The following is a 26,656-nucleotide window of genomic DNA, read 5'->3' on the forward strand; positions in this document are numbered from 1 at the left end:
CGTTATGAAAAAAAGATTCGTTCAATTTTCTTTTGCAGTACAGTATCTAAAGATTTTACAAACCCTGCAAACTCATCAGTAGAAATCATATGGGTAAGAACTAAGCGTCTGCCGTCTGGTGTTTCACCGCATAAGACGAATGAAGAAAACTCATACGTTTTGTTTTCTACTACTAATTTTGGATAGGAATATGTGTCGCTCTTCTTTTTCTTTCCATCAATAGAGATGACGTTGCATTTTTTCTCATTGTTGTCCATGGTGAATCCCTCCTTTCTATTATCTATGGTAGACAAGGGGGGTTTAGAACAATAGGGAAGGGGGAATTTTTATGTCTGTTGTAATAGAGCGTATTTCGAAAGAAGCTATACCGAAATCTTTATTGCTCCTTGCTGATCCAAGTGAACGCCAAATTGATGCATATGTACAGAGAGGGTTTACGTATATAGCTAAACAAGAAGAAAGCATTATCGGTGTATATGTGCTTTTGGAAACAAGACCAAAGACAATGGAAATTATGAATATTGCGGTTGTAGAACATATGCAAGGAAAAGGTATTGGTAAGGGGTTATTGTTGCATGCAATAGAAAAAGCTAAAGAATATAATATGTACAAACTTGAAGTTGGTACAGGTAATTCTAGCATTTCACAACTTGCGTTATATCAAAAATGTGGATTTCGTATTTTTTCTATTGATTTTGATTACTTTTCAAAGCATTATGAAGAAGAGATTATTGAAAATGGAATTGTATGTCGTGATATGATTCGGCTTGCAATGAAATTAAACAAATAAGTATAAATTATTAGGGGGAAGAGAAGATGGAAGTACATAAAGCAATTACAGCACATTCTCGTAAACAAAATGAGATTGTAAAAATATTTTTACAATTAGATGCGCAACGCGAAGCAGCGATTGAGGCTGCGATCGCACTTGCATCAAATGGAAAACATTTCTCAGTTGATGCAATTAATATGGTAACAAAGCAAATTAATGACCTTGCAAAACGCGGCGTTGCGCCGCAGCGTAAACTTGTTACAACAGATATGGTTATGGAGTATGTAGGTCGCGTGAACGAGAAAGAAGGGTGTTAAGGATGATTGTTACAGTCGAGTGGTTGCGTGAGCATTTAGAAGATGAACATGTCCGTATAGTCGATTGTCGTTTTGATTTAGCGAATCCAAATTGGGGTAAAGAGAAGTATGAGGAAGAACATATTCCCCATGCGTTATATTTTGATTTAAATTTAGATTTATCAAGTTCTGTAATAGAGCATGGTGGTCGCCATCCATTACCAAATATAGAGCAGTTTGCAGACAAGCTTTCACAGGCTGGGATTGATGAACATACGACAGTAATTGCGTATGATAGTCAAGCTGGTGCAATGGCTTCTCGTTTATGGTGGTTATTAAACTATGTAGGACATGAGAAAGTGTATATATTAGACGGTGGATTTCCAGCTTGGAAAGAGAATGGATTACACACAACGCCGAATATCCCAGTTATTGCACGAAAACCTTTTATACCGGAAATACAAGAAAATATGCTTGTAACGATGGAGACGGTCAGAGAGAATATTCATGCAGGTATAGATATTACGTTAATTGATTCTAGAGAGCCGAAACGTTATGCAGGTGCGGAAGAGCTCGTTGATCCGAAGGCAGGGCATATTCCGACGGCAGTAAACTATTTTTGGAAAGATGGAATTTTAGAATCGGGACACTTTAAAAACGAAGAGGAACAGCAAGGGCGTTTCCAAAATCTTGATAAAGAGAAGGAAACAATCGTATATTGTGGTTCTGGTGTTACAGCGTGTCCGAACATAGTTGCATTAAAGTTAGCTGGTTTTCAAAATGTTAAATTGTATACAGGTAGCTGGAGTGATTGGATTTCTTATCCAGAAAATCAAATTGCAAAAGAAGAAGATTAATCACTTGCATGCAAAAATAATTTGTATTAAAATAAGGTCACAAGCAAGAGATTGCTTCAAAAATATTATATTTTACACATTGGAAACAATGTGATAATATAACGACAAGTAAATAATACATCCTGCGGTGTGCGTAACTTATTTATGTCTAAAACCGATGTTAGTTTTACGGAAGCTCAATATTTAGTGACCATCATCAAGCCTTCCTTGTGGAGGAAGATGTACGGTAACTGTGAGGGCATCCACCTGCGAGTAGCGGGTTTTTGGACATTTACGAGGAACGGCACTTGCGGGGGTCTTATTTCAACTAACATTATATAAAATTCCTACGGTGTACGTAGCTTGTGTATGTCTTAAACCAATAAGTATAATATGGAAGTTCAATATTTAAATGTAGATAGCAGGCCATCTTTTTAAGAAGGAAGTTACAAACATTTGTGAGAACATCCACCTGTGAGAGCAGGTTTATGGACATCTATAGATAACGGCATATGTGGGACTATATAAAAAACCTTACGTTTTATACGTAAGGTTTTTTTGTTGAATAAATATGCTCATGTTATCTCGATTTACCTGTAAAGTTTCCATAATAAATATAGCACTTGCGGTCTTCATCAATTTCTCTTGAATCTAGGGTGAATTCCAAATGTATTCCATCCCGTTGAATATATATAATATCTGAATGGAGAGAGGGTAAGATATCCTCGTAATTCCACACATCTTTACTTTCTATCATAATTGAGCTTGCTTCCTTTAGTTCTCGAATTTCAAAACCTATGTGCGAGTATGTAGGATCTGAAGGGTCGTTGAAAAAAACTTCTTTTTGTATATATAACACTGCTGTCCCGTCTGGATCTACTGAAGTTGCAGTAACGACATATGTATTTCCATCTTTTATAAAATATTCACAAGTCATGCGCGCGACAATTTCAGAATTAGAAATATTTGCGTAGTTCCATAAAGCCGGATACCCGTTAGTTTCATCATTGAGCCGATATTCCAATCGCATTTTATCCCTCTTCTTCCTTTTTCTTCTACTTTATCATGACATCTTATATAATAGAAATATAATTTAAAAAGGGGAGTGCAAAGGTGACAAAAACGAAATGGCTAGTAGGTGGTGTTCTGACATCTTTAATGACGGGCACTTTATTTGGCTGTGCGCAAGATATTCCCCCCGAACCGAATGATAATAGTTGTTCTGATTGGGATTGGGATGATGAGCTTGGTGTTTGGCAGTGTGATGATAGTAGTTCAGGTTATCGTGGACATTACTTTTATGGTGGTAAATACTATCAAAATAAATCCACTTTCAAAAATTCATCAGCGTTTAAAACTTATCAATCTTCGGCCGAATTTAAAGGTGGAATTGGAAGCGGTTCAAAAGGTGGATTTGGAGGTTAAAATATGTCGCAATACATAAAGAAACGAAAAGGATTTTATTCGAATTATCCGCATTTCTGGTCGGATTTATATGAATGTGAGTATAGTTTGTTTCATGTTTTTCCAATAACAGAGCAAACGATGAAACAATTACAATTAGCAACTGAACGAATGGGGAAAATATTTTTTAAGACTGCTAGACTTCTTCGGGATTTATCTAATGAACAGCTTCTTGAACTTGGTTTTCCAGATGCAAGCTTGCCTTTTATTAGACTGAAAGGAATGTATCCTGAATCTGTTATTTCACGATTTGATTTTGCTTTAACAGATGATAATCGTATTAAAATGCTTGAGTTTAATAGTGACACTCCAACTTTTATTGTGGAATGCTTTCAAATGAATGGAAAAGTTTGTGAAAAATTAGGCTATGATGATCCAAATGCAAATCAAGAGCGCTTACTTTCTTCGGGTATTACAAAAGCCGTAATGGAGTTTACAAAAGGAATGGAAGATCCAAATGTTGTTTTCACAGCTCATCATGAACATATAGAAGATTGGAATACGACTATGTATTTGAGTGGGCTATGTCATGTTGAAAATAAAGTGATGCCAATGACAGAACTTAGAATTACAGATGATGCTTTAGTAGATAGAGATGGTGTACCAATTGATGTTTTGTATCGCCAAACATATCCAATTGAAGACTTAATTGAAGATCAAGATCCCGAAACGGGGGATTTGGTGGGAGTAGAACTTTTGCAACTTGTAAAAGAAGGAAAGCTTTTTATTATAAATCCTTTGTCGGCCTTTTTAATTCAGCCGAAATCAATTCAATGTCTTATTTGGGGATTAGCAGAAGAAGGTGCTTTTTACACAAGTGAGGAACAAAGGTGGATTAAAGAATATATGATTCCTACATATTTTGAGCCAGATTTATTTTTGGGGAAAAGTCCTTTCGTTCAAAAACCTTCGTTCGGTAGGGAAGGTGACACGATTACGATTCGTGATAAGGATACAAATATTATGATTCGAAATGCACATGAAACGTATAAATCGTCACTTCCTATATTTCAGAAATATACAGAGCTTCCAGTTGTATTTTTGGAAACTGAAAAAGGAATTGAGAAGCTGTCGTACGTGTTTGGGGCTTTTTTAATTGCTGGAAAAGCGAGCAGCATCGGTATACGTGCCGGAGAAAAAATTACGGGAAATGAATCGTATTATTTACCGGTAGGTATTAAGAAGGAGGAAAATAAATGATTAATTTTTTACTATATTTAGCGGTATCACTTGCACTTTTATGTATCGGTCTTTTTCTTATGGAAGTGACAACGAAAGTTAAGGAATTTAAGTTAATGGCTCAAGGGAATAAAGCGGTAAGCTATGTACTTGGAGGAAGATTACTTGGTCTTGCTATCGTTTTATATTCAACGGCTGCTAATTCTATTTCAATTCTTGATATGGTTTCATGGGGAGCTGTTGGGATATTAGCTCAAATTATTGTCTTTTATTTAGCAGAATGGCTTACACCACGTTTTAATATTAATAAAAGCCTTGAAGAAGATAATCAAGCAGTTGGTCTTTTCCTTATGTTTTTATCACTTTCCATCGGAATTGTAATTGCTGGTTGTGTAACATATTAAAACCCTTACATTTTAACGTAAGGGTTTTATTTTTCATGTGCTAATTTTTTGCAATATGTGCTTAATTAATTTATCTCGCTATTTGAGGGCAGTAAAACTTCCACCTCAAAATTCAGCTGGAGCAAAGAAGTTAGTTGGGAGATTAACTGCCCGTAAAAGCCCGATTGGTGAAGGCTAATAATCAGTGGGGGATGAACAAAACCCCCACTGATTAAAGTTTCACTTTATGTAGCCGAACGCTGAGAAGGATGCGTATTAGTGTACTGAACTCGAGATAGTTGTTGTAATAAGGAAAAGTTTCCATACAAAGTGTTGACATCTATTTTAAATAGGAGTAACATTTTCTATGTAATTAAAATAAGTCTCTGTTAGGTGAGGCTCCTGTATAGAGAAATGCTACTGCCCAAAAATGTCGAGAGACGCCAATGGGTCAACAGGAATGATCGAATTAAGGTTTTTCTTAACGTAGCTGGTAATGAACCTATGCTATACAGTGCTAAAACTCGGTGAGGGAGAGGTCCGTAGATTTCTAATTATATTATATTGGGAATCGCTTATTTGTGTATGCAATGACCTTTGCTCTCTTATGAGTAAGGGTCTTTTTTGTTACCAAGCTATGAGTAATTTCATAGTATAGATTATAACTAAAAAATTAAAGAGGAGGTGAGGAGCATGTCAAATTCTGACTCGGTTCCGTTACCCATATACTTCAAATCAAAAATATATGATGTAGGCAGGAAACGACTTGTTCCTCCCTTTATATTTATCATAATGTAGCGTTTATTCGAGTATTTAAGCGCTAGACACTTTCACGGTGAAGTGGATAAATTGAGAAACAAAGCGTTTCTTCCTATGTTGTAAAGGAGGAGACGATAATATGTTATATGTAAATAAAAGTGTGGGTAACACTCCGTATAAATTAAGTAAAAAAGCAATGAAAGAACAAACAATGCTTCAAAAAAATAAAGATTTATTAATTGAAATCGCAACAAGAGATGTAAAATCTGTATTTGCGTATTTTAAAACAACAAGAGACGGACTATCTATGAAAGAGGCACAAAAGCGTATTCAAGTATACGGCCGAAATGAATTAACTTCAAAAAGAGCGCGTATTGCAGAAGTAATGATGAAGCTAAGTGGAATGATCCCGGGTCTTTCAAAACAAAATATGCGTGATGAATTACAATGTGAAACAGTTACTGTTTCTAGAGTAGCTGGCTGTAGCGTAACAGGACTAAACAGTGAACTAAAAATGATGAAATTACCAGTACAAGAGCTTGTACCTGGAGATATGATTTTTCTTGCAGAGGGCGATACAGTGCCAGCAGATGTACGTATTATTTATGCAAATGATTTATTAGTAAATGAATCTATGCTGACAGGAAACGATGCTAGTATTGAGAAATTTGAAAGTTGCTATCATCTTGAACGTAAACGATTTATTCCATTAAAACGGATGAAAGACTATAATCCACTTGAACTTGAAAATGTATGTTTCAAAGGTACGTATATTGTTGACGGAAATGCAAAGGCTGTAGTTGTTTCGACAGGTAAAAATACGTATTCAGGAATACTTCATACTTGTTGCGGTAGAATGTCTTAATGTGTTAATGATGCTAAATATACAAAAACAATGTATAATAGACAAAGTTGAACAAAAACGTAGAATGGTAATCTATATATAACCTTACGTGATAACGTGAGGTTATTATTTTTTGTTAGTAGGAGAGGAATTATGAAAAAAGTATTATTAGTTGATGGTATGGCACTATTATTTCGTGCTTTTTACGCAACAAGTGTATATGGACAATTTATGAAACGACAAGATGGTACCCCGACGAATGGGATTCATGGTTATATGAAGCATTTATTAACAGCAACACAAGCAATCGAACCAACGCACATTGTAACGTGCTGGGATATGGGAAGTACGACATTTAGAACGGAATCTTTCTCGAATTATAAAGCAAATCGTGCAGCACCGCCGGAAGAATTAATTCCGCAATTTGATTTAGTGCAAGAAATGACTGCGAAATTATCTATGCCTGTAATCGGTATGAAAGGTTATGAAGCGGATGATTGCATCGGTACGCTTGCAAAACAATATTGCAATGAAGCGGAAGTTTATATTTTGACAGGTGATACAGATTTACTTCAACTTGTTGATACGAATGTTACAGTTATGCTTCTTCGTAAAGGAATTGGAAATTACGAGTATTACACACCGGAAAAAATCATGGAAGAGAAAGGTGTAGAACCTTGGCAAATCGTGCATGCGAAAGCTTTCATGGGAGATACAAGTGATAATTATCCAGGTGTAAAAGGTATTGGTGAAAAAACAGCGTATAAGCTTATTCAAGAATACGGCACAGTATCGGCAGTACTAGAAAATATAGCATCATTAACGAAAGCGCAGCGCACAAAAATTGAAAGTGATTTAGAGAATTTAAATATCTCTTTACAATTAGCGCAAATTCATTGTGAAGTTCCAATTTCATGTTCGTTAGAAGAAGGGTTACACACAATGAACGAAGAAAAACTACGATTCGTTTGCGGCGAAATGAATTGGGGAAGACCTGAAATATTGATTAATATGCTTTAAAGGGTATGGAAAGATAGATCAAATATATTTTTGATCTATCTTTCTTTTTTTGTTCACAAAGTTGTCAGAATATAAACTCAGTTTTCATATGAAGTTCAAATGGATTTCACAACAATCAATTATTATAAGTCTACACAGATAATAACTTATCTTTTAAATAAACCATCCTTTGATAAGTTATTTGTAATCGTTAAGGAGGAAACTGACAATGCGAAAAAAAGTGAGAAAATCTTTGAAACAATTATTAATAGAAAATAAACAATCACTATTAAGTAATAAAGAAAATATGAAAGAAATTGAAGAACGGATTGAGAAACGGCATGTGTCGTATAGTGGTGCTAATAATNNAAATTTTCAAATCGCAATATATTTGAAAACAGAATGTGTAGATGATATTAATACACCTTGTTGGATTGGTGCAAATGTATTTCAATCTATGTTTATTGATGGTTGCTAGTATGGAATAGAAATCGATGGAAATAGCGATTTACCAAATGAAAGTTCAGGAAATACATTACATGATATTCAAGTGCAATGTAGACAACAAACGAAAAAAGCGTAGCCTATGGCATGAAAAAGAGATTGTAGTTTGGTTTAAATCAAACTACAATCTCTTTTATTTGAATTAATTCCACCAAATCCAAGGCCCGAAATATTTTCGTATGTTCCGAGGAGTAATTCGTATAAAGCGTTCACCGTCAAAGAAGCAACTTAAGTTTGGTAAAACACGCTCTATATTTGGTGGGAGGAAAGAGACGATGTTTTCGTTACTTACAATTGTTATTGTTATAGGTGGTTCGGCAGGAGATGTTTGAAGTTGTAAGGAAATATTAGCGGTGTTTATAAATTTATTGTTTACCGGCTGATCCATTACTTGTACTGTGAATGACACAATAATTACTTCATTTGGTTCAAAGTTAGTTGCAACTAGGAATCCGGAATTTGGATCAGCTAAAGGAAGTGATATGCCGTCAACTATAACGGATCTGCCAATAAATCGTAAACCTGCAGGAATGGTGTCTTGTAAAGAAATGTTTGTAATTGAAAATTCCGAGGTATTCGTAATATGCACCGTATAATCAAAATATTGGTTTAAATAAGCTGAGCTAACGGAAGCGTTTTTAAGCACAGTTGCAGTTATAAATTGAACTGGTATGCGAACAATGTTCGAATTAACGATGAAAGTAATAATCGGATCCTGTGGCGTCAGTTGGAAAGCAGCTGTAACTGTTGCAGAATTGATAATTGTACTGTTTGAAGGGATAGAAGTTACGAGAACTTTAAATGTTATAGTTGCTACTCCATCTGCAGGTAAAGCTCCGATATTAATACCAGTGTCTGGACGGATATTTGGGATTTGGGTACCGTTAATGGTTACGCTATTTTCTATAAATGTTGTACCAGCTGGAATCATATCCAAAACGGAAGTATTTACTGTAGGAATTGGGGAATGATTAAATACGTCTAGTGTGAATGTAATGATATCTCCTGTAATAGTAATAGATTTGTTAGCGATTTTTGCAATACCAACCATTGGATCCACTATTGTTGTTGTGACGACATTTGTTTGTTTGGTCATTGTAATAGGTGGTTCATTCGGATCAATGGTAACAGTATAGGAAACAGAAGCATCGTTATTGATTGCAGATTGAAGAGTCGAAGAAGATATTGTTATTTGGAATGTAATGATAACAGATTCATTAGGAGCAAGATTTCCTAATGTAATACCATTTTCGGGATTTGCATTAGGCTGATTGATTCCGTTAATTGTAACACTGTTAGTAACGAAGGTTGTATCTACTGGTACGGTGTCTATGGCAAGAAGATCTTCAATCGTCACATTACCGCTATTAGAAATTGTAATTGTATACGTTAAAGTTTGACTAGGTAATGCATTCGTGGCATTAACAGATTTTATGGCAACAACATTATCATTTTGGACAGTTGTTGTGACAGTATTTGTTGTAGTCGTATTTGTAACAGGTAAGTTATTTGGGTTGACTATATATTTAAAAGTAGTAATTGCTTGGTTGTTGAGTTCATTTGGTGTTGGAATAGAAGTCACAGTTACTTGGAATGAAGCGATAGCACTTTCGCCTACAATTATAGTACCAATTGGTATGCCGCTTATTGGATTAACTCCCGGAAGAGTTTCTCCGTTTACAATGACGCTATTTTCTATAAACGTCGTACCTTGAGGAATAATATCTTGAATGATTACATCATTTGCTGAAACATTACCAGTTTGATTTAGTGTAATCGTATACGTTAACGTATCACCGACCGTTGCAAATGCAAGGTCAACAGCTTTGTTACTAGTCAAATTTGCGTGATTAATTTCTGTTACGGCAGCTGCTGAAATAATAGTTTCGGTAATAGGCGGTCGATTCGGTAACGTGTATTCATATTCAATTGTACTCGTGTTAGAGATTGGATTTATTTGCGGAATCGAAGTAACCCGTACTTGGAATAGAATAGTTGCTGTCGTATTAGGCGGAATGTTATCAATTTGTATACCGCTAAGTGGGTTGTCATTTGGACGAGCGTTGCCATTCACAATAACACTATTCTCTATAAAGCTCGTATTTGCTGGAATGATATCTGTAACAATAATGTTTGCCACTTGTATATTTCCGTTATTTATGATGGAAATTGTATAAGGGATGATAGTTTGTAGGTCAGCGTATTGGATTGGCGTTGTTTTTGTCGCAATTACATTAGCAGAAATAACTTCAGTGAAGGTAATATTACTAGTCGATATTTTTTCTTCACCATTTATTGTATAACGAGAAGTTGATTGATTTTGAATGTGACCGCTAGCTGGAAGAGCTACCACGGTAACAGAAAATGTGACTGGGATAGAAATGTCAGGAGCAATCGTTCCTACAAGTATACCGGCACTTGGATTGGCGTTAAGCTGAGGAATATTATTTACTAAAACGCTACCGTCTATAAAGGTTGTTCCATCAGGAATATTGTCTGTAAATACAACAGCAGTAGCATCCGTATTCCCTGTATTTGTTAAAGTTGTTGTATAAGTTAAAATGTCACCAATTGTTACAGAAGTCAAATCAACAGTTTTAAGTGAAACGATATCAGCATCATTAATTTGAACGAAAGTAGTATTGGAAGTAGTAGATTTTTGAATTGGTGCAAAGTCAGGGTTGAAAATAAAGTCGTAGACGATGTTTGCAGTATTAGGTGTTGGATTTACAGCTGGCAAATTCGTAACGGAAACTTGGAATGTTATTGTAGTCGATTGCCCTGACGCAATGTTAGGAATGGAAAATCCGATATTTGGATCTGCTGCAGGAAGTACCGTATTGTTAACTATTACACTTCCTGGAATAAATATTGTTCCATCCTCTATAGTATCTGTAAAAAAGATGGAGTTAGTTGTAGTAGATCCGTTATTTTGAATTAATACTGTATATTCAATAGTTTCATCAATATTAGCTAATACTTTATTAGCGGATTTTGTAGCGATAAGAATAGCATCAATAAATTGTATATTTGTACTATTGGAAGAAATCGTTTCTGAAATTGGTGGTGCGCTTGGTTCCGGTTGATATTCATAGTGAATGACAGCGATATTATTAATATTATTTTGTGAAGGTATAGAGACTACATTTACTTGGAACGTAACAATAATCGTATTATTTGGAAGAATTATATCAAGGGCGATTCCGGTAATTGGATTTTCGTCAGGTCTTGGTATGCCATCCACAAGGATGCTATTTGGAACGAATGTGGTCCCAGCTGCAATTGCGTCAATTAGGAGAGTATTTGTAATAGGTACTGTACCAGAGTTTGTAACTGCGACTGTATATGTGATGATTTGACCGATGCGTGTAATGGATCTATTGGCGGATTTAATTGCACTAACATTTGCCGTCCGCACTTCAGTGTTTACTGCATTTGATAACGATCTACGCTGAATAATTGGAGAACTAGGGTCAATTTGGTATTCATACGAAGTGTCTGAAATATTAATGACGGTATTGCCGGACGGTATACTTGTAAGTTGTACTTGGAATGAAATAGTGACTGTTTCATTTGGTTGTATCGTGCCGAGAGTTACTCCGTTTTCAGGATTCGCGCCAGGCTGAATCACATTATTTATTGATAAGCTATCTTCAATGAATATAGTACCTTCTGGAATGTTATCAATGAACACAGTATTGTTAGCTGGAACGGTTCCTATATTTTGTAGTGTATTTGTATAGGTAATATTTTGCCCGATTGATATGAAAGTTACATCAGCACTTTTAACAGAAATAATATTTGCGTTTTGAAGCGATGTTGTAACAACGTTAGAATTTGCAGAGCGATTCACTGGTAGGGCTGTAGGGATACTTACATATTGGTAATTTGCAGATGATTGATTTACAATTTCGGTTTCAGTAGGTGGATTATTTGTTTGCACTTGAAATAGTATCGTTTTGGAACTGTTTGATGGAATCGTTTCAATCGGTATTCCGTTTTCTGGATTTACATCCGGCTGAAGGACACCGTTAATTGTGACACTATCGGGAACGAATGTAGTCCCAGCTGGAATAGAATCTGTGAAAATAATATTTATTGCGTCAACATTGCCGATATTTTTCACTTCAGAAATATAAAGTATAGTTCCACCAATATCTACAGTTATTGGATTGGATGTTTTTGTAATTGTCAATTGTGCTTGCACGAAATTTGTAATGACGATATTACTTGTAGATGTTTCAGTAATAGGCGGTTGCCCTGGGTCTGGTTGAATTGTATATGTTGTATTGGATTGATTTGTAATCGATTCTTGCGAGAATGGATCGTTAATAAGAATTTGGAACGAAATAAGGTGAGTAGCGTTTGCTGCTAGGTTAGGCAAAGTAACACCTACATTTGGATTGGCACCAGGTATAGCGGTTCCGTTAAGTGTAAAACTATTTTCTACGAATGTAGTACCATCTGGAGTAGAATCTAAAAATGAGAGATTAGTTGCTGAGATATTTCCGTTATTTTCTAATGTGATCGTGTAGGTCAAAATATCGCCCGTTGTTGCTTGTTGTACATTGACTGCTTTTAAAGAAAGGATAGTCGCATCTGAAATTTGTGTGAAAGCTGGATTAGACATAATTGTTCGAGAGATAATTGGAGTAGTTGGATCGGCGATAAAAGTATAGTCAATACGGGCTGTATTAGAAATTGGATTCACACTTGGAATGAATTGAACGATAACTTGGAATGTGACGGTGACGATTTCTGATGGCGCAATGGCGTTTAATGGTATTCCTACGTTTGGATCGGCGCCTGGAACGGAAACGGTATTAATGGTCACGCTATTAGGAATAAATGCAGTTCCTTCTGGGACCAAATCTGTTAAAATAACTGTATTTGTAGTTGTATTTCCGTTATTTCGAACGACTACTGTGTAAGTGATTGTACCGTTTGTAGATTGTACGAGAGAATCTGTATTTTTAGTTGCGGATAACGATGCATCAACGACAGCTGTATTCACCGTATTAGATGAGGATGTTGCTGTAACTGGAGGTTGACTCGGATCGACAATATACGTGTAACTTGTAATGGCTTGATTTATAATCGCCCCTTGCGGTGGAATAGAACTAGCAAGAAATTGGAACGTAATAGTAGCAGAATCACCTGGTGCGATAATACCAACTGGAATACCGAGAGTTGGACTTGCATCTGGAAGCGGAATTCCATTTAACGTAACACTATTTGGAACGAATACTGCACCTACAGGAACTCCGTTAATGAGTAATACAGAATTTGCAGGGAAGTTTCCGGTATTCGTTAATGTTGCTGTATACGTAATTACATCTCCGATAGATACAATTGTTCGATTTGCTTCTAAAACAGTTGTAACAGTAGCGTTATTAATTTGTGTTGAAGCGCTATTAGAACTTATTGTGCCTGTAATAGGAGGGGCAGTCGGATCAACAATGAATGCGTATTGAATAGATGCAACGTTTGTAATTGGGTTTGAAGGTGGAGTAGATGTAACTATGACTTGGAAAGTAACAGTTAATGAACTGTCTGCGTTAACGGTTCCAATATTAACTCCGTTATTTGGATTTGCCCCTGGAATGGTACTTCCATTTACAGAAAAACTATTTTCAACAAAAGTCGTTCCAGCTGGAATAATGTCTGAGAAATTTAAATTCGTAGCGTTTGTATTTCCGTTATTTTGAATAAGCACAGTATAAGTGATTGTATCTCCGATGTTTGCAAAGGCTGTATTAGCAGTTTTTACGGCCGAAAGTATTGCTGAATTAATAGAAGTAACGAACACATTTGTTTCCACATTACCAGGTTGAGCCTGTAATGAATTGCCTACGTTATATTGGAAGTTAACAAATCCTAAGTTTTGGAGTTCAGGTGTGAAAGTTGTTGGATTGCTTACAATTTGAACTTGGAATACGATTGTTACGATTTGATTTGGAGTTATTGTATTTATGCCAACACCGTCAATAATAGAAGCGGATGGTAATGGAGTACCATCAACAATAACTGATCCTGCAACAAATTGTGTCCATGTCGGTAAAGGGTCTGAGAAAATAACGTTGTTAGCAGGAATATTTCCTGTATTCGTAATAGTCGTTGTATACGTAATTGTATCACCAATAGTTGCAAATGCTTTATCTCCTATTTTAATAGTGTTTAAAATAGCACTTTCAATTTGTGTTGAAACGCTATTAGAAGTAATGTTTTTTGAAACTGGAGGATTAGCTGGATTAACGATATGTTGAAAACTAACGCTAGCTTGATTGGTAATTGGATTTATAGGCGGAATTCCATTTGCATTAATATGAAATGCTACGATGACAGATTGGTTTGGCGCGATATCACCAATTGGAACACCTGTAATTATGTTTGCATTTGGGATGCTAGTTCCGTTAAGTGTAAAACTATTCGGTTCAAAGGAAGTTCCGTCTGGAATAAGGTCGGTAAAAATAACGTTAGTTGCACTAACATTTCCGCTATTTGTAATTGTAACGGTGTAGACAATATCCTGCCCGATATCTACCGTTGACACATTTGAATTTTTTTGTGCAGTAAGGATGGCGCTATTAATTTGTGTTGTCGTTGTATTAGATTGATTGGAAGTTGTAATAGGTGGTTGGATAGGATCAACGACATAATGATATGTGGTAGAAGCGGAATTAGAAATTGGATTAAGTGTTGGAAGTGTAGTAACAGTTGCTTGGAATGTAACGATTGCCGCATTACCACCACTAATTGAACCAATATTTACACCAGTAGATAAATTAGTGTTTGGAATGGTTTGCCCATTAACTGTGAAACTATTCGGAACGAAAGTTAAATTGCTATCAAGAATATCAATAATGGTTACATCAGTTGCAGCCACATTCCCTGTATTAGGAAGGTTAAGTGTAAATGTTATTGTATCACCAACATCCGCAAAAGTAAGATTTGCTGTTTTTGTGCTAATAATATTTGCGTTGTTTATTTGAAGAAGTGTAGTGTTGGAGCTAGCTGTATTCGATACCGGCGGGTTACCTGGATCAACGGTAAACTCATACGCCGTTGATGCTGTATTCGATGCTGGATTTATAGGTGAAATACTGTTAACTATAACTTGAAAGACGATACTATATATTTCAGTTGGTGGAAGTGTTGCAAGTACTACCCCTGTATTTGGATTCGCATCAGGTTGTAAAATGCCATCGACAGTTAATGTGCTCGGGATAAATGTAAGCCCAGATGGTAATACATCTGTGAATACAATGTTAGTAGCATCGGTATTACCCAAATTCGCAATAGAAGTAGTGTAAAAAGCAATTTGCCCGATATCTGCATAGGATACACTTTCATTTTTCGTCATAGATAATATTGCTTCTTTAATTTGAGTCGAAACAGGATTACTAATTGAAGTTTCCACATCAGGTGGTGAGACTAATTGGTACGATGTCGATGAGAAGTTTACAATTGGGTTTTCAGTTGGTAATGAGGTTATGGTCACTTGAAATGAAACAGTTACTGTAGTCCCAGCTGTTATAAGTCCGATATCTACACCATTCGCAGGATTTGCGCCCATTTGAGGAACACCGTTAATAGAAAATGTATTTGCAATAAAAGTAGTTCCATTTGGTGGAGTGTCTGTGAATATAACATTTTGTGCAGATGAATTTCCATTGTTTGTTAAATTGACAGTGTAAGTGAGAGTGTCTCCGATGCGGCTAAAGGATTTATCGACTTGCTTTGATGAAAGAATTGAAGCTGTATTAATGGTAGTAAACACGGTGTTTGAAGTAGTACTTCTTGAAACAATAGGGGCATTTGGATCAGCGATAAATGTGTAAGAAGCACTAGCGGAATTGGCAATAGGATTTTGAACAGGTGTAGAAGTAGCGGTCACTTGAAATGCTATAGATATTGAGTTGTTAGGAGCAATTGCTCCAATCGTTATACCTGTATTAGGATTAAGACCAATTTGCGTGATGCCATCTATTGTAACGCTATCAGTAATAAACGTTGTACCATCTGGTATAAGATCAGTGAAAGTAATGTTAGTTGCATTTGTATTACCACTATTCGTTAAAACGGTCGTATAGGTAATGGTATCACCAAGTGTTACAAGTGTTTGATCGACTGATTTTACCATCGTTATCATAGCGTCAAGTACAGGGTTTGTAACGATATTAGTTGAAGTAGAAGTTGTAACAGGAGTTCCGTTTGGATCAACAGTATAAGAATATAAAATTGTGTCATTACCCATAATCGAATTTGAAGGAGGAACAGAAATAACATTTACTTGAAAAGTAACAGTTACTGTTTCGCCAGGTGCGATATTTGGTATATTTACTCCAAGTGCTGGTTGTGCGCCAAGTTGCTGGATACCATTTATTGTGAACGAATTGGGTATAAATGTAGTGCTAGCCGGAATAGCGCTTGTAAATGTTACATTTGTAGCTGGTGTATTTCCTGTATTCGTAATAGTAGTTGTATACGTAACTGTATCACCAACAGAAATAATAGATTTATCAACACTTTTTGTTGTAGTTAATATTGCGCTATTTATTGTCGTAGTAACGGTATTAGATGAAGCTGTTTGTGTTATAGCGGGTTGACTTGGATCGACAATATGCTGAAATTGTATAGAACTAGAATTAGAGATTGGATTTATACTTGGAATGTTTGTCACAAGTACGTTTATCGTAATAGTAACCGTACCACCTGGGTTTATATTTCCAATCTGAATCCCGCTCGCTGGGTTGCCTATTTGCTGTGTACCAGAATCACTTGTAAGAGTTCCGGATATAAATGTCGTTCCGTCAGGTAAAGTATCCGTGAAAATTATATTTTGTGAAGTGACATTTCCTGGATTACTTAATGAAATTGTATAAGAAATTGTATCTCCAATCGTTGCGAAAGTTTTATCTACAGATTTAACGGCCACAATTTCCCCGGAATTTATTTGTGTCGAAGCAGGATTGGATGTCGTACTTCTTGAAACAAGTGGTAAATTCGGCCCTTTTATAAATTGATAATTAATAGAAGCACCGTTTACAACTGGTGAGTTTGGTCCGCCGGGTCCGATTGTAAAAATTGGATTTGGAATGCTAACTACTTGCACGCGGAAGGTGACGTTTATAAAATCCTCTGCGATAATATCCCCAATTGGTATCCCATTCGCTGGATTTACCCCAGGTAATAATACTCCACCTACTCGAACGCTATCTTCTATAAATACTGTATTATTTGGAATCGGATCCGTAAAAATGATATTAGTAGCAGTCGTGTTTCCTATATTTTCTAATAAAACAGTATACGTTAAAAATGAATTTCCAGGAGCGACGTCAGAAAAGAGACGATCCACACTTTTCGTTGCTTGAATAATTGCTTCGTTAATTTGAACTAAAGTTGGATTACTTGTAGCTGTTTCTGTCACCGGCGGCTGGGTAGGGTCAACAATGATAGAGTATGTTGTGCTAGATTGGTTCAACGTTGGATTTATAGCTGGTATTGAGCCAACGATAGCTTGAAAGCTAATTGTTGTCGTTCCTTCAACTGGAATTGAGTCTAAAGAAATCCCGCTATCTGGCCTAAATCCAAGTTGTGGGATGGTGTTAATTTGTACGCTATCAGGCACGAATGAAAGTTCAGGTGGTAATATATCGATAAAAACAGGTGTGTTTGCAGTAGTATTTCCGCTATTAGTGAGAGTAGTTGTATACGTAATGGTATCGCCAACAGCAGCAAAATCACTGCTAGCAGTTTTTGTTGCGATAACGGAAGCAGTATTTACTTGTGTAAAAGTTTTATTGGATTGAACTGTTCGTGAAACAGGTGGTTCATTTATATCTACAATAAAACTATATTGAAGCGATGATTTGTTAGGAATTGGATTAGGGTTTGGAATCGTTGTAATGTTTACTTGAAAACTGAGTGTAACCGATGCATTTGAATTCATGTTACCAATATTGATACCGTTTTGTGGATTTGCATTCGGGACGGTTACACCATTTATCTTAAAGCTATTTTGGACAAAGGCAGTACCATTTGGAATCGAATCTGTAAAAACAATGTTGTTCGCAGTTGTATTTCCTGTGTTTGTAACAGATGAGGTGAATGTAATCGTATCACCAATCGTAGCGAAAGTTGTACTCGCATTTTTATTTAAAACTAAAGTAGCATCAACAATCGGAGTAGCGGTCGTGTTTGTTACAGTGCTACCAACAGCAGGTGACTGGTTTGGATTAACTGTATACTCATAATTTACAAGGGCATTATTCGTTAAAGCACCACTAGGGGGAATTGCGAGTATTTTTACTTGGAATGTAATGAATATAGTATTTGCTGGTGGAATATCGTTTAACGGAATTCCTAGTGAAGGATCTAACCCAGGTTGTGAAACGTTATTTATCGTAACGGAATCCGGGATGAAGGATGCACCCGCACCAAGTCCATCTGTTAAAACTGTAGCACTAGCAGGAGTATTTCCTGTATTTGTAACTGCAATCGTATAGGTGACGATATCTCCAATTGCAGCTGTCGGTGTATTCACTGACTTAGTAGCGATGATCGTAGCATTGTTAATTTGCGTTGTTATTAAGTTGCTTAACGCATTGGCGGATGCTGGAGGTAAGTTAGGGCTTACGATATATTGGTACGTTGTATTACTTTGGTTCGGGATTGGATTTGGATTAGGGATGGAATTCACTTTTATTTGAAACGAGATTATAGTATTTGCATTCGGATTGATTGGATCAATTGCAATTCCGTTTGCTGGATTTACATTAGGGAGTGTATTCCCATTTACTGTTACACTATTAGGAATAAACGATGTCCCGTTTGGAATTACATCTGTAAATATTACAGTTGATGCAAGTGTGTTCCCACTATTCGTTAAGGTAGTCGTGTACGTAATAATATCATTTACGTTAGCAAACTGTTTATCTGCAGATTTTGTAGCGGCAACCGTAGCATTATTAATTGTTGTCTGTACAGTGTTAGAAGAAGTCATTTGCATTACGGCTGGTTTTGATGGATCGTACGTGTATTGGAATGTAGTACCTGATTGATTAGTAATGGGATTAATGGATGGAATAGCTGGTACATTCACTTGAAAGGAAACAGTACGTGAGGAGTTTGCTCCAATTGTACCGATGGAGATGCCGTTTGCTGGATTAACATTAGCTACAGGCACATTATCAATTGCTACACTATCTGGAATGAAAAGTGTACCACTTGGAATGACATCCGTAAAAATAACATTAGTAGCCGGAATATTTCCGTTATTTGTTAGTACAGTTGCATACGTAATGCTATCACCGACATCAGCAAAGTTTGTACTTGTTAATTTATTCGCTACGATAGTAGCAGTATTAATTTGTGTAGTTACTATATTGCTAGTAGCGTTTCTAACAAGAGCAGGTAAACTTGGATCAGCGATAAAGCTATATTGAATTGAAGCGCTATTTTGGATTGGATTTGGTGAAGGTATCCCATTTGCACTAATTTGGAAGACAATTGTTGTAATTCCGCCTGCTGGAATTGTACCAACTTGAAGACCGGCACTTGGATCTGCTCCTAGCTGTAAAGCACCACCTATAAAAATACTATTTGGTACGAGAGTAGTTCCAGCAGGCAGTATGTCGGTAACAACAACAGTATTTGCTGTAGTATTGCCAAGATTAGCTAAGGAAATTGTATATGTGATTGGTTGCCCGACATCGGCGATAGTTAAATCTACCTCTTTGACAATAACTACATTTGCTAAGTTAATTTGTGTACTTACAGTGTTACTTAAAGATGTTTCTATAGATGGTGGATCGCCCGGATTTAGAATAAAGCTATACTGTGTACTAGATGAATTTATTGTTGGATTTTGTGTTGGTAAAGAGGTGATAGTTACTTGATAAGAGACGGTAAGTGAGCCGTTAGCAGGAATGGAAGGTAACGGAACACCGATATTTGGATCTGCGTTATTTTGGAGTACACTATTAATAAGGAAAGTGTTTGGGATAAAGATAGTGCCATCGGGATTTGTATCTACGAAAGTTGGACTATCAGCAGAAACACTTCCTGCATTCGTTAAAATAACGGTATAAGTTAATATATCCCCAACGGTAGCGAACGCTCGATCCACTGTTTTTGCCGAAATGACATTTGCATCATTTACTTGAGTAAATGTAGTGGTTGAAGTTGTGTTTGCACTTACAGGGGAAGCGTTTGGATCAACGATAAAGTTATAGGAAATGGAAGCGCTATTTGAAATAGGGTTAGGATTTGGAATACTAGTTATTAATACTTGGAATGAAGCTGTAATGGTAGTGCCAGCGTTGATACTGCCAATATTGATGCTAGCTGGTGTAATGCCCGGCTGAGTAACACTGTTAATCGTAACACTGTTTGGCACAAAGGAAGTACCATTCGCAATGGAATCCGATAGTAATACATTGTTCGCTGCAACGTTTCCGTCGTTTGTAAGAGCAAAGGTGTAAGTTAATACATCTCCAACTTCCGCAAATGTTTTATCTACAGATTTAATAGCATGAAGATTTGCTAGTCTAATTGTTGATGTAACAGAATTAGAATTTGCTGTTTTTGAAGTCGGTGGCAGGCTTGGATTTACAGTGTAAATATAAGAGGCGAAAGCGTTATTAATGATAGGGTTTTGTGCAGTAATGTTAATGACTGTTACTTGGAAGGATAAGGTGAAAGTAGCTCCGCCAGGAATTGTGCCGATAGGTAAGGCAACGAGAGAATCTACATTTTGCAAAACGCCATTAAGAGTTACAGAACCTAGAGTCAATATCGTTCCGTTTGGAAGTGGATCTGTTAGTTGAACGTTATTAGCCGCCGTATTTCCGCTGTTTGTAATAAGGATTGTATAACTTATAGTTTCGCCAATTGTGGCAAATTGTTTGTTTGTAGATTTTGTTAATGTTAAATTCGCATTGTTAATTTGAGTGGAAACGAGATTGGAAGAAATGTTTTTTGTAACGGGTGATTGGCTAGGGTTGACGGTGTATTGATAAGAAGCGCTTGATCCGTTAGATACGACATTTGACGCGGGTATTGTGTTAACTACTACTTGAAATGAAATATTTTTGGTAGTGCCAGTTGGGATGGATCCTATGTTCACACCATTAGCGGGATTTGCTCCAACTTGTGTCGTGCCATCTATTGTTAAACTGTTTAAGACAAAAGTAGTGCCAGTGGGAATGATATCCGTAAAAATAACATTGTTAGCAGTCGTATTACCTGTACCTACAAAGGAAACTGTATAGGTCAGTGTATCGCCAATATCAGCAAAGTTTTTATCCACTGCTTTCGCCATAGTTACAGTAGCATTATTGACTTGAGTAGATACGGTATTGGTCGTATCAGATCCATTTACTACTGGTTGGTTTGGGATAGGAACGTATTGGTAAGTTGTCGTACCACTATTTAATATTGGGTTTGTTTGAGGGATAGTCGGGACAGTTACTTGAAATGCAATAGTAGCGGTAGAATTTGCAGCGATGGTTCCAACTGATATACCGTTTGCGGGATTCACTCCAGCTTGAGTAACGCCGTTAACAGTGACACTCCCTGGAATAAAAGTAGTCCCGCTTGGAATCGGATCCGTATATATAACGTTCGTTGCCGCAATATTTCCTACATTAGCTAGGGAAATACTGTAAGTTAACGTTTCGCCAATATCGGTAAAGAGTTTGTTAACTGATTTTGTTCCATTAATATCTGCGAGGTTAATTTGTGTTCCGGCAGAGTTGCTTGTTGCAATACCGTTAAAAGTCGTTCCCCCAGCAATTGGTGTATATTGAAATGTAATAGTAGCGGTGTTAGAGATAGGGTTTTGGCTTGGAAGAGAAACGACAGTCGCTTGGAAAGTTATTGTACGAGAAGCATTATTATTAATTGTCCCTAAGGATATACCGGCGATAGGATTTGCGTTTGTTTGTGGTACGTTATCTATCGTTACGCTTCCAGGTATAAAGGAAGTGCCGTTAGGGAGAATGTCTATAAAAGTAACGTTATTTGCGGGAAGAAGCCCAGTGTTAGGGACAGTAACTGTATAAGTAAGAACATCCCCAATTGCAGCAACACTTTTATTCACGCTTTTCGTTGCTTGTATATTAGGTGAATTTATATTAATTTGTAAGCCAACTGTATTCAACATATATGCATCGCCGTTAGTTGTTAAACGGATTGCGGCGGAGACTTGGGAATTTGTTAAATAAGGAGAGATATCAATAGAAGTAATGTCCCAGCCTTGTCTACCAGCGGAGATGTTTGTACTTGTAGAAGCGCTTTGATTTCGCGTTCCAAATGTACCTGTTGTATCTAAGTTTCCTGCAGCATTATTAATTTGAGAACCAAAGAAATTATTAACAGCGTTATTTGGCCCGGATAAAGCATTTAATGAACTGAAATTTGGTCCAAATAATGCTTGATCCCCAGTTAAATCAGCATCCCCTTCAGTAGAACTTATAAATAATCTCCCGCTTACAGGTCCCCCGGCAGGTGTTAAAAAACCTGAGACAGATACATCTGCACTACCAGTTTCTACAGAAACACGGTTACCCGCTACGTAAATTGTTAAATTTCTTGCGGGTAAGGAACCGTTTTGATAAGCGACAATGAGCGTCCATCCAGAAGAATTGATAGCCCCGTTAGAAGCATCTAAAGGATCAACAAGTCCAGGGACAGAACCGGTTGTATAAGATCCAGATCCAGCAGCTTGAACGAGTGAGGTTACATCTGCTGATCGTGTATAAAATCCAAATGTGACAGATCCAGAAACGAAAGTTTGATTTGAAGCTGTAACAGCCGAAGGGGTAATTGAGTATGTTGACACAGGTGTTGTGAAAGAAACCGGGTTTCCTAATACACTCGTAATGTTTTGATCACGAGATAAATAGTTTCCGCCCCAAACGAGTTCTGCGTAAAGAATAGTACTGCCAGCAGGGATATTTAAAATAGCGGTAGAACTATTTTGTGTATAGTTTAACGTTGTACCAGCAGGAAAAGTAGTTACTTGTAAAGCAGTATTCGTAGTTACGAATGCACCAATTGCCCCGATTGTACCAGCACGGTTTTGGTTACTAATTTTACTTAAGCCTAAAGTGTTTCCTGTAATAGCGAGTGCGCCGTTAGTGGTGGTAGAAAATCGATTCGTAATGGGCATGTTGTCACCTCATTTACATTATAGTCTTGGTCAAAATAGGATATGTGTGTGACAGATAAAGGGAAACATGTACAAGTTGATTTGGTAATAATGATTTAAATGTCTAGATAAGGAGAGGGAGAATGATTGAATTGGAAATTAGGGTGGAGCGTCTTAGGAAAGAAAAAATAGAGGATATTGTTGCATTATCTTCTTATATTGGATGGGATTATAACAGGGAAGAAATTGAGACGATTTTGAATACGGGTATAGTATATGGTGTGGTAAATGCGAAGGAAGAGCTTATTGCTAGCGCGGCAATTATATTATACGGGGAGACATTAGCGTCTATCGGAATGGTAATTGTACATCCAGATTATAAAGGGAGAGGGATTGGAAAGATAATAACGGATTCATGCGTTAAAAGCGTATCAACTCAAACTCCAATTATGCTTATTGCTACGGATGAGGGGAAGCCTTTATATAAAAAACTAGGATTTAGAGCTGTTAGTTATGTTTCTAAATACATATGTAACTCGTACAATGCGAATTATCATTGTGTAGGAAATGAAGAGCATATTGTGAATTATGAAGAATGTGATTTAGAAGAAATAATACAAATAGACGAAGATGCATTTGGAACAAATAGAGAAGAGTTTTTAAAGTATCGAATTATACAAAGTGAACAATGTATCGTTATAAAGGATACAAAACAAAATGTATTAGGATATGGTATAAGTATACAAACGCCAGAAAATAAAATAATAGGACCAGTTGTTGGTAAAAATGATGCGATGGCAATGAGAATGGTACATTATTTAGCAAAAGGGCATAAAGGTAAATTAAGAATAGATGTACCGGAAGGGAAAGTGAATTTTATGAAAGGATTAGAGAATTCTGGTTTTCGAAAGGTGGATATGCCGCCAATTATGATAAAAAAGAGCAATCAATTATTAAAAAGGAATAATGAGTTATATAGCATTGCAGCACAAATTTTTGGATAAAAAAGAATCCCTTCGTGAAAAGGATTCTTTTTTATCGTTAATTTAGTCGCGATATTGGTCATGAATTGGTTGAAAGATATCTTCCTCGACATCTCTAACAACGGAAAAATGATCAACATTATAATGACCGTGTAAAGTTTTATTATGATGTTCGATAATTTGCTGTGCAGTTAATACGTTAGAATCAGTTGTGGAATGACCATTTTTAATTAATGTAACGTCAAAGCCTTGTACAGTTGCTGTTCTAACGGCAGTGTCAATACAATGTTCTGTTTTACATCCACCTATAACGAGATGATTCATTTTTTCTTCTTTTAAAAGTTCAAGTAAAGAAGTGCCATAGAATGAATTCGTTGCCGCTTTATTAATAAGGATTGCAGACTGAGGTACTTGAATTTGATTATGTACCTCAAAGCCCACGCCGCTACCAGAAGCAACATCGGTATCTCTTACGAAAACAATAAGGGCATTTGAATCAATTGCTTTCTGTACAGCTGTATTTAGTGTAGCTAATAGCTCAGTTTTACGAAAAACTTCATTTTCTTGTTCATTTCCATCAATAAGTTCTTGCTGAGCATCGATAATTAATAGTGCTTGTTTCATCGTGTCTCCCCTTTAATATAAAATAAGTGCCACTGTACATATTCCTTCATGTTGTAAGGAAATCCTCCATTGTTAACGAAGTAGACGATTGCTTTACAAAGTTGTCAAAGAAATTTCATTCTCATAGCATGTAAAAACATGTATGATAGGAAGTGGAGAATTTTTGAGTAGGTGGGAATATCATGCAAACAGTAGAAGATTATCTTTCATTCTTACATACGAAAGGATTTAAATTATCAGAGGAAGCACAAGGATTTATTATGTTTGGACAAGGATATACTGGTGCATCTGATGGGATTGTGAACGTAGCAATAGAAGCGACGATTAAACATCAGTTACAGTTTGATGGCAGTTATTTTGTTGCGTTATTAGAACGATTGAAAGAAGAAGAGATTACAGATAAAAAAAGCGCTAAGGCTTTTATGCGGAAGTTACAAGCGTAACTTCACGCAGCCCACGCTTCTTTTTTTGTTTTTGAAGGTAATTCAACAAAAATCATACCTAGGAAAATACATAGACACCCAATAATAGCAGAAATAGAAAGCTGTTCATTTACTACTAGAACGCCTGTTAATGCTGCAAAAACAGGCTCCATTGCGAAAATAATGGCTACTCTCGTTGGAGAAGTGTGTTTTTGTGCAGATGTTTGAATGAAAAAGGCAATTGATGTCGCAAACAGGGAAGTTAGAAATAGAGCGAATAAAAAGGAATGATTTGTCCATAGTGATACTGAAAATAATTTTTCCCAATCTTCAAATAAAAAAGCGCAAATAGAAGAAAATATACCGACAGCTAATACTTGAGAAGTGCTTAGTAATAAAGGTGATATTTTCTTAGAAAAGAAACCGTTAACAAGAATATGGGCAGCGAAAGCGACTGCGCAACCGAGAACGAGTATATCTCCAATGTTTAATTGAAAAGAATCACCAGCGGTTAATAAATATAAACCTGCTGTTGCTACAGCAATACCAAGTACGATGAAAATTGTAGCCCGCTGTTTTAAAAAGATAAAAGACAAGATTGGGACCATAATGATACTAAGTCCTGTTAAGAAACCGGCTTTTGAAGAGGTTGTATAGAGTAAACCGAATGTCTGTAATAAATACCCAACACATAAGAAAAAACCAACAATTAGCCCAGCAAGACTGCTATGTTTTATATCTTGTTTTGAAGTTTTTTGAGAGAAAATAATTTGAACGAATAATAAAATAATTCCAGCGAATAAAAAGCGAATAGCATTAAAAGTAAATGGTCCAACAAAAGACATAGCATTTTGAACGACAACAAACGTAGCTCCCCAAATAAAAGAGACAAATAATAATGCGAGAGGAGCAATCCAACCTTTTTTCACACTCATACCCCCGTTAATTTTGTGAAATAGCTTTTCTAGCTAATTCATCAGCGACTTTATTTTGACTACTTGGAATCCATTTAATAAAAAAGAGATCGAAATTTTTTATGTACTGTAGTGCTTCTTCTAGAAGCGGTGCAAACATTTTATTTTTTGCGTATTCTTTTTCAACAGCCCGCTCAACAAGTTGGGAATCTGTACGAAAAGATACAATGCTATAATTATGCGCTGCGCAATACTTTAATGCTGCAAGTAAAGCGTGGTATTCTGCTTCATGGTTTGACATTGTCCCAAGTGGTAATGACAATTGTACAGGTGGCTGTACCCCTTTAATAAAAACCCCGGCACCAGAAGGTCCAGGATTTCCTTTTGATGCACCATCGATATATACTTCAATCAAAATGAGAAACCTCCAGTTATAAGGTTATTCCCTACTTGAAAATTTTTTTAGAAGTAGGGGATAGAGTACTTACTGCCCGTAAACGCCCAATTGGTGCGGGCTAATAAT

Annotated in this window: 16 protein-coding genes, 2 other RNA genes, 2 pseudogenes and 1 riboswitch; of the genes and pseudogenes, 14 read left to right on the top strand and 6 right to left on the bottom strand. The window is 36.4% G+C overall.

The window, feature by feature from the left end:
* Positions 1-2: 2 nt before the first annotated feature.
* Complete coding sequence (locus V7038_RS09405; protein WP_000369740.1) at positions 3-257, bottom strand: DUF3931 domain-containing protein; 255 nt, start codon at positions 255-257, stop codon at positions 3-5.
* A 71-nt stretch (positions 258-328) separates the two neighbouring features.
* On the opposite strand from V7038_RS09405, the gene V7038_RS09410 reads away from it, so the two are divergent.
* The 5 genes from V7038_RS09410 (at position 329) to ssrS (V7038_RS09430) (ending at position 2,429) form a co-directional block, all read left to right on the top strand.
* A complete protein-coding gene (locus V7038_RS09410) occupies positions 329-790 on the top strand; it encodes a GNAT family N-acetyltransferase (RefSeq protein ID WP_002158541.1) in 462 nt (153 codons plus the stop codon).
* 26 nt (positions 791-816) lie between these two features.
* The gene (locus V7038_RS09415; RefSeq protein ID WP_335469944.1) at positions 817-1,089 is read left to right on the top strand and encodes a DUF2533 family protein; all 273 of its coding nucleotides are present in this window, start codon (positions 817-819) and stop codon (positions 1,087-1,089) included.
* Positions 1,090-1,091: 2 nt separating this feature from the next.
* A complete protein-coding gene (locus V7038_RS09420) occupies positions 1,092-1,925 on the top strand; it encodes a sulfurtransferase (RefSeq protein WP_002201106.1) in 834 nt (277 codons plus the stop codon).
* A gap of 116 nt (positions 1,926-2,041) precedes the next feature.
* A non-coding RNA gene (gene ssrS / locus V7038_RS09425) (6S RNA) lies at positions 2,042-2,224 on the top strand.
* 21 nt (positions 2,225-2,245) lie between these two features.
* A non-coding RNA gene (gene ssrS / locus V7038_RS09430) (6S RNA) lies at positions 2,246-2,429 on the top strand.
* 55 nt (positions 2,430-2,484) lie between these two features.
* Here the strand turns inward: ssrS (V7038_RS09430) and V7038_RS09435 are convergent.
* Positions 2,485-2,934 carry a hypothetical protein gene (locus V7038_RS09435; RefSeq protein ID WP_002158539.1) on the bottom strand — a complete coding sequence of 150 codons (450 nt, stop codon included), beginning with the start codon at positions 2,932-2,934 and terminating at the stop codon, positions 2,485-2,487.
* 83 nt (positions 2,935-3,017) lie between these two features.
* Here V7038_RS09435 and V7038_RS09440 point away from each other — a divergent pair, with 83 nt between their 5' ends.
* The 7 genes and pseudogenes from V7038_RS09440 to V7038_RS09470 form a co-directional block, all read left to right on the top strand.
* Positions 3,018-3,329 (top strand): hypothetical protein, encoded by a 312-nt coding sequence (locus V7038_RS09440; RefSeq protein WP_002158538.1) that lies wholly within the window; start codon positions 3,018-3,020, stop codon positions 3,327-3,329.
* 3 nt (positions 3,330-3,332) lie between these two features.
* Complete coding sequence (locus tag V7038_RS09445) at positions 3,333-4,568, top strand: glutathionylspermidine synthase family protein (RefSeq protein WP_070139029.1); 1,236 nt, start codon at positions 3,333-3,335, stop codon at positions 4,566-4,568.
* A complete protein-coding gene (locus V7038_RS09450; protein WP_002117799.1) occupies positions 4,565-4,951 on the top strand; it encodes a DUF350 domain-containing protein in 387 nt (128 codons plus the stop codon). Before V7038_RS09445 ends, V7038_RS09450 begins: the two co-directional genes overlap by 4 nt.
* Positions 4,952-5,308: 357 nt before the next feature.
* Positions 5,309-5,474, top strand: a riboswitch (M-box (ykoK) riboswitch).
* A gap of 354 nt (positions 5,475-5,828) precedes the next feature.
* Positions 5,829-6,554, top strand: coding sequence for a cation-transporting P-type ATPase (locus V7038_RS09455; RefSeq protein WP_070139030.1), 726 nt, complete (start codon positions 5,829-5,831; stop codon positions 6,552-6,554).
* A 132-nt stretch (positions 6,555-6,686) separates the two neighbouring features.
* Positions 6,687-7,553, top strand: coding sequence for a 5'-3' exonuclease (locus tag V7038_RS09460; RefSeq protein WP_002201102.1), 867 nt, complete (start codon positions 6,687-6,689; stop codon positions 7,551-7,553).
* Positions 7,554-7,761: 208 nt separating this feature from the next.
* A pseudogene (locus V7038_RS09465) lies at positions 7,762-7,899 on the top strand (FbpB family small basic protein); the annotation flags it as partial.
* 3 nt (positions 7,900-7,902) lie between these two features.
* A pseudogene (locus V7038_RS09470) lies at positions 7,903-8,112 on the top strand (hypothetical protein); the annotation flags it as partial.
* Between the two features lie 66 nt (positions 8,113-8,178).
* On the opposite strand, the gene V7038_RS09475 reads toward V7038_RS09470, so the two are convergent.
* A complete protein-coding gene (locus tag V7038_RS09475) occupies positions 8,179-23,211 on the bottom strand; it encodes a DUF7507 domain-containing protein (RefSeq protein ID WP_335469948.1) in 15,033 nt (5,010 codons plus the stop codon).
* A gap of 122 nt (positions 23,212-23,333) precedes the next feature.
* Here V7038_RS09475 and V7038_RS09480 point away from each other — a divergent pair, with 122 nt between their 5' ends.
* Positions 23,334-24,194 (top strand): GNAT family N-acetyltransferase, encoded by an 861-nt coding sequence (locus V7038_RS09480; protein ID WP_335469950.1) that lies wholly within the window; start codon positions 23,334-23,336, stop codon positions 24,192-24,194.
* 42 nt (positions 24,195-24,236) lie between these two features.
* Here V7038_RS09480 and V7038_RS09485 read toward each other — a convergent pair whose 3' ends face one another.
* Positions 24,237-24,797, bottom strand: a complete 561-nt coding sequence (locus V7038_RS09485) for an isochorismatase family protein (protein WP_070169950.1) — start codon at positions 24,795-24,797, stop codon at positions 24,237-24,239.
* 182 nt (positions 24,798-24,979) lie between these two features.
* On the opposite strand from V7038_RS09485, the gene V7038_RS09490 reads away from it, so the two are divergent.
* Positions 24,980-25,240, top strand: a complete 261-nt coding sequence (locus V7038_RS09490) for a DUF6123 family protein (RefSeq protein WP_001195213.1) — start codon at positions 24,980-24,982, stop codon at positions 25,238-25,240.
* A 2-nt stretch (positions 25,241-25,242) separates the two neighbouring features.
* Here the strand turns inward: V7038_RS09490 and V7038_RS09495 are convergent, their stop codons facing one another.
* Together V7038_RS09495 and V7038_RS09500 are read right to left on the bottom strand one after the other, a co-directional pair.
* On the bottom strand, positions 25,243-26,148 hold the full coding sequence (locus V7038_RS09495; RefSeq protein ID WP_335469952.1) for a DMT family transporter: 906 nt from the start codon (positions 26,146-26,148) through the stop codon (positions 25,243-25,245).
* Positions 26,149-26,161: 13 nt separating this feature from the next.
* Positions 26,162-26,548: a reverse transcriptase-like protein gene (locus V7038_RS09500; RefSeq protein WP_002149250.1), complete on the bottom strand. Its 387-nt coding sequence runs from the start codon at positions 26,546-26,548 to the stop codon at positions 26,162-26,164.
* Between the last annotated feature and the right edge of the window lie 108 nt (positions 26,549-26,656).

This window comes from Bacillus sp. JJ783, assembly GCF_036963225.1.
Lineage (GTDB): Bacteria > Bacillota > Bacilli > Bacillales > Bacillaceae_G > Bacillus_A > Bacillus_A cereus_U.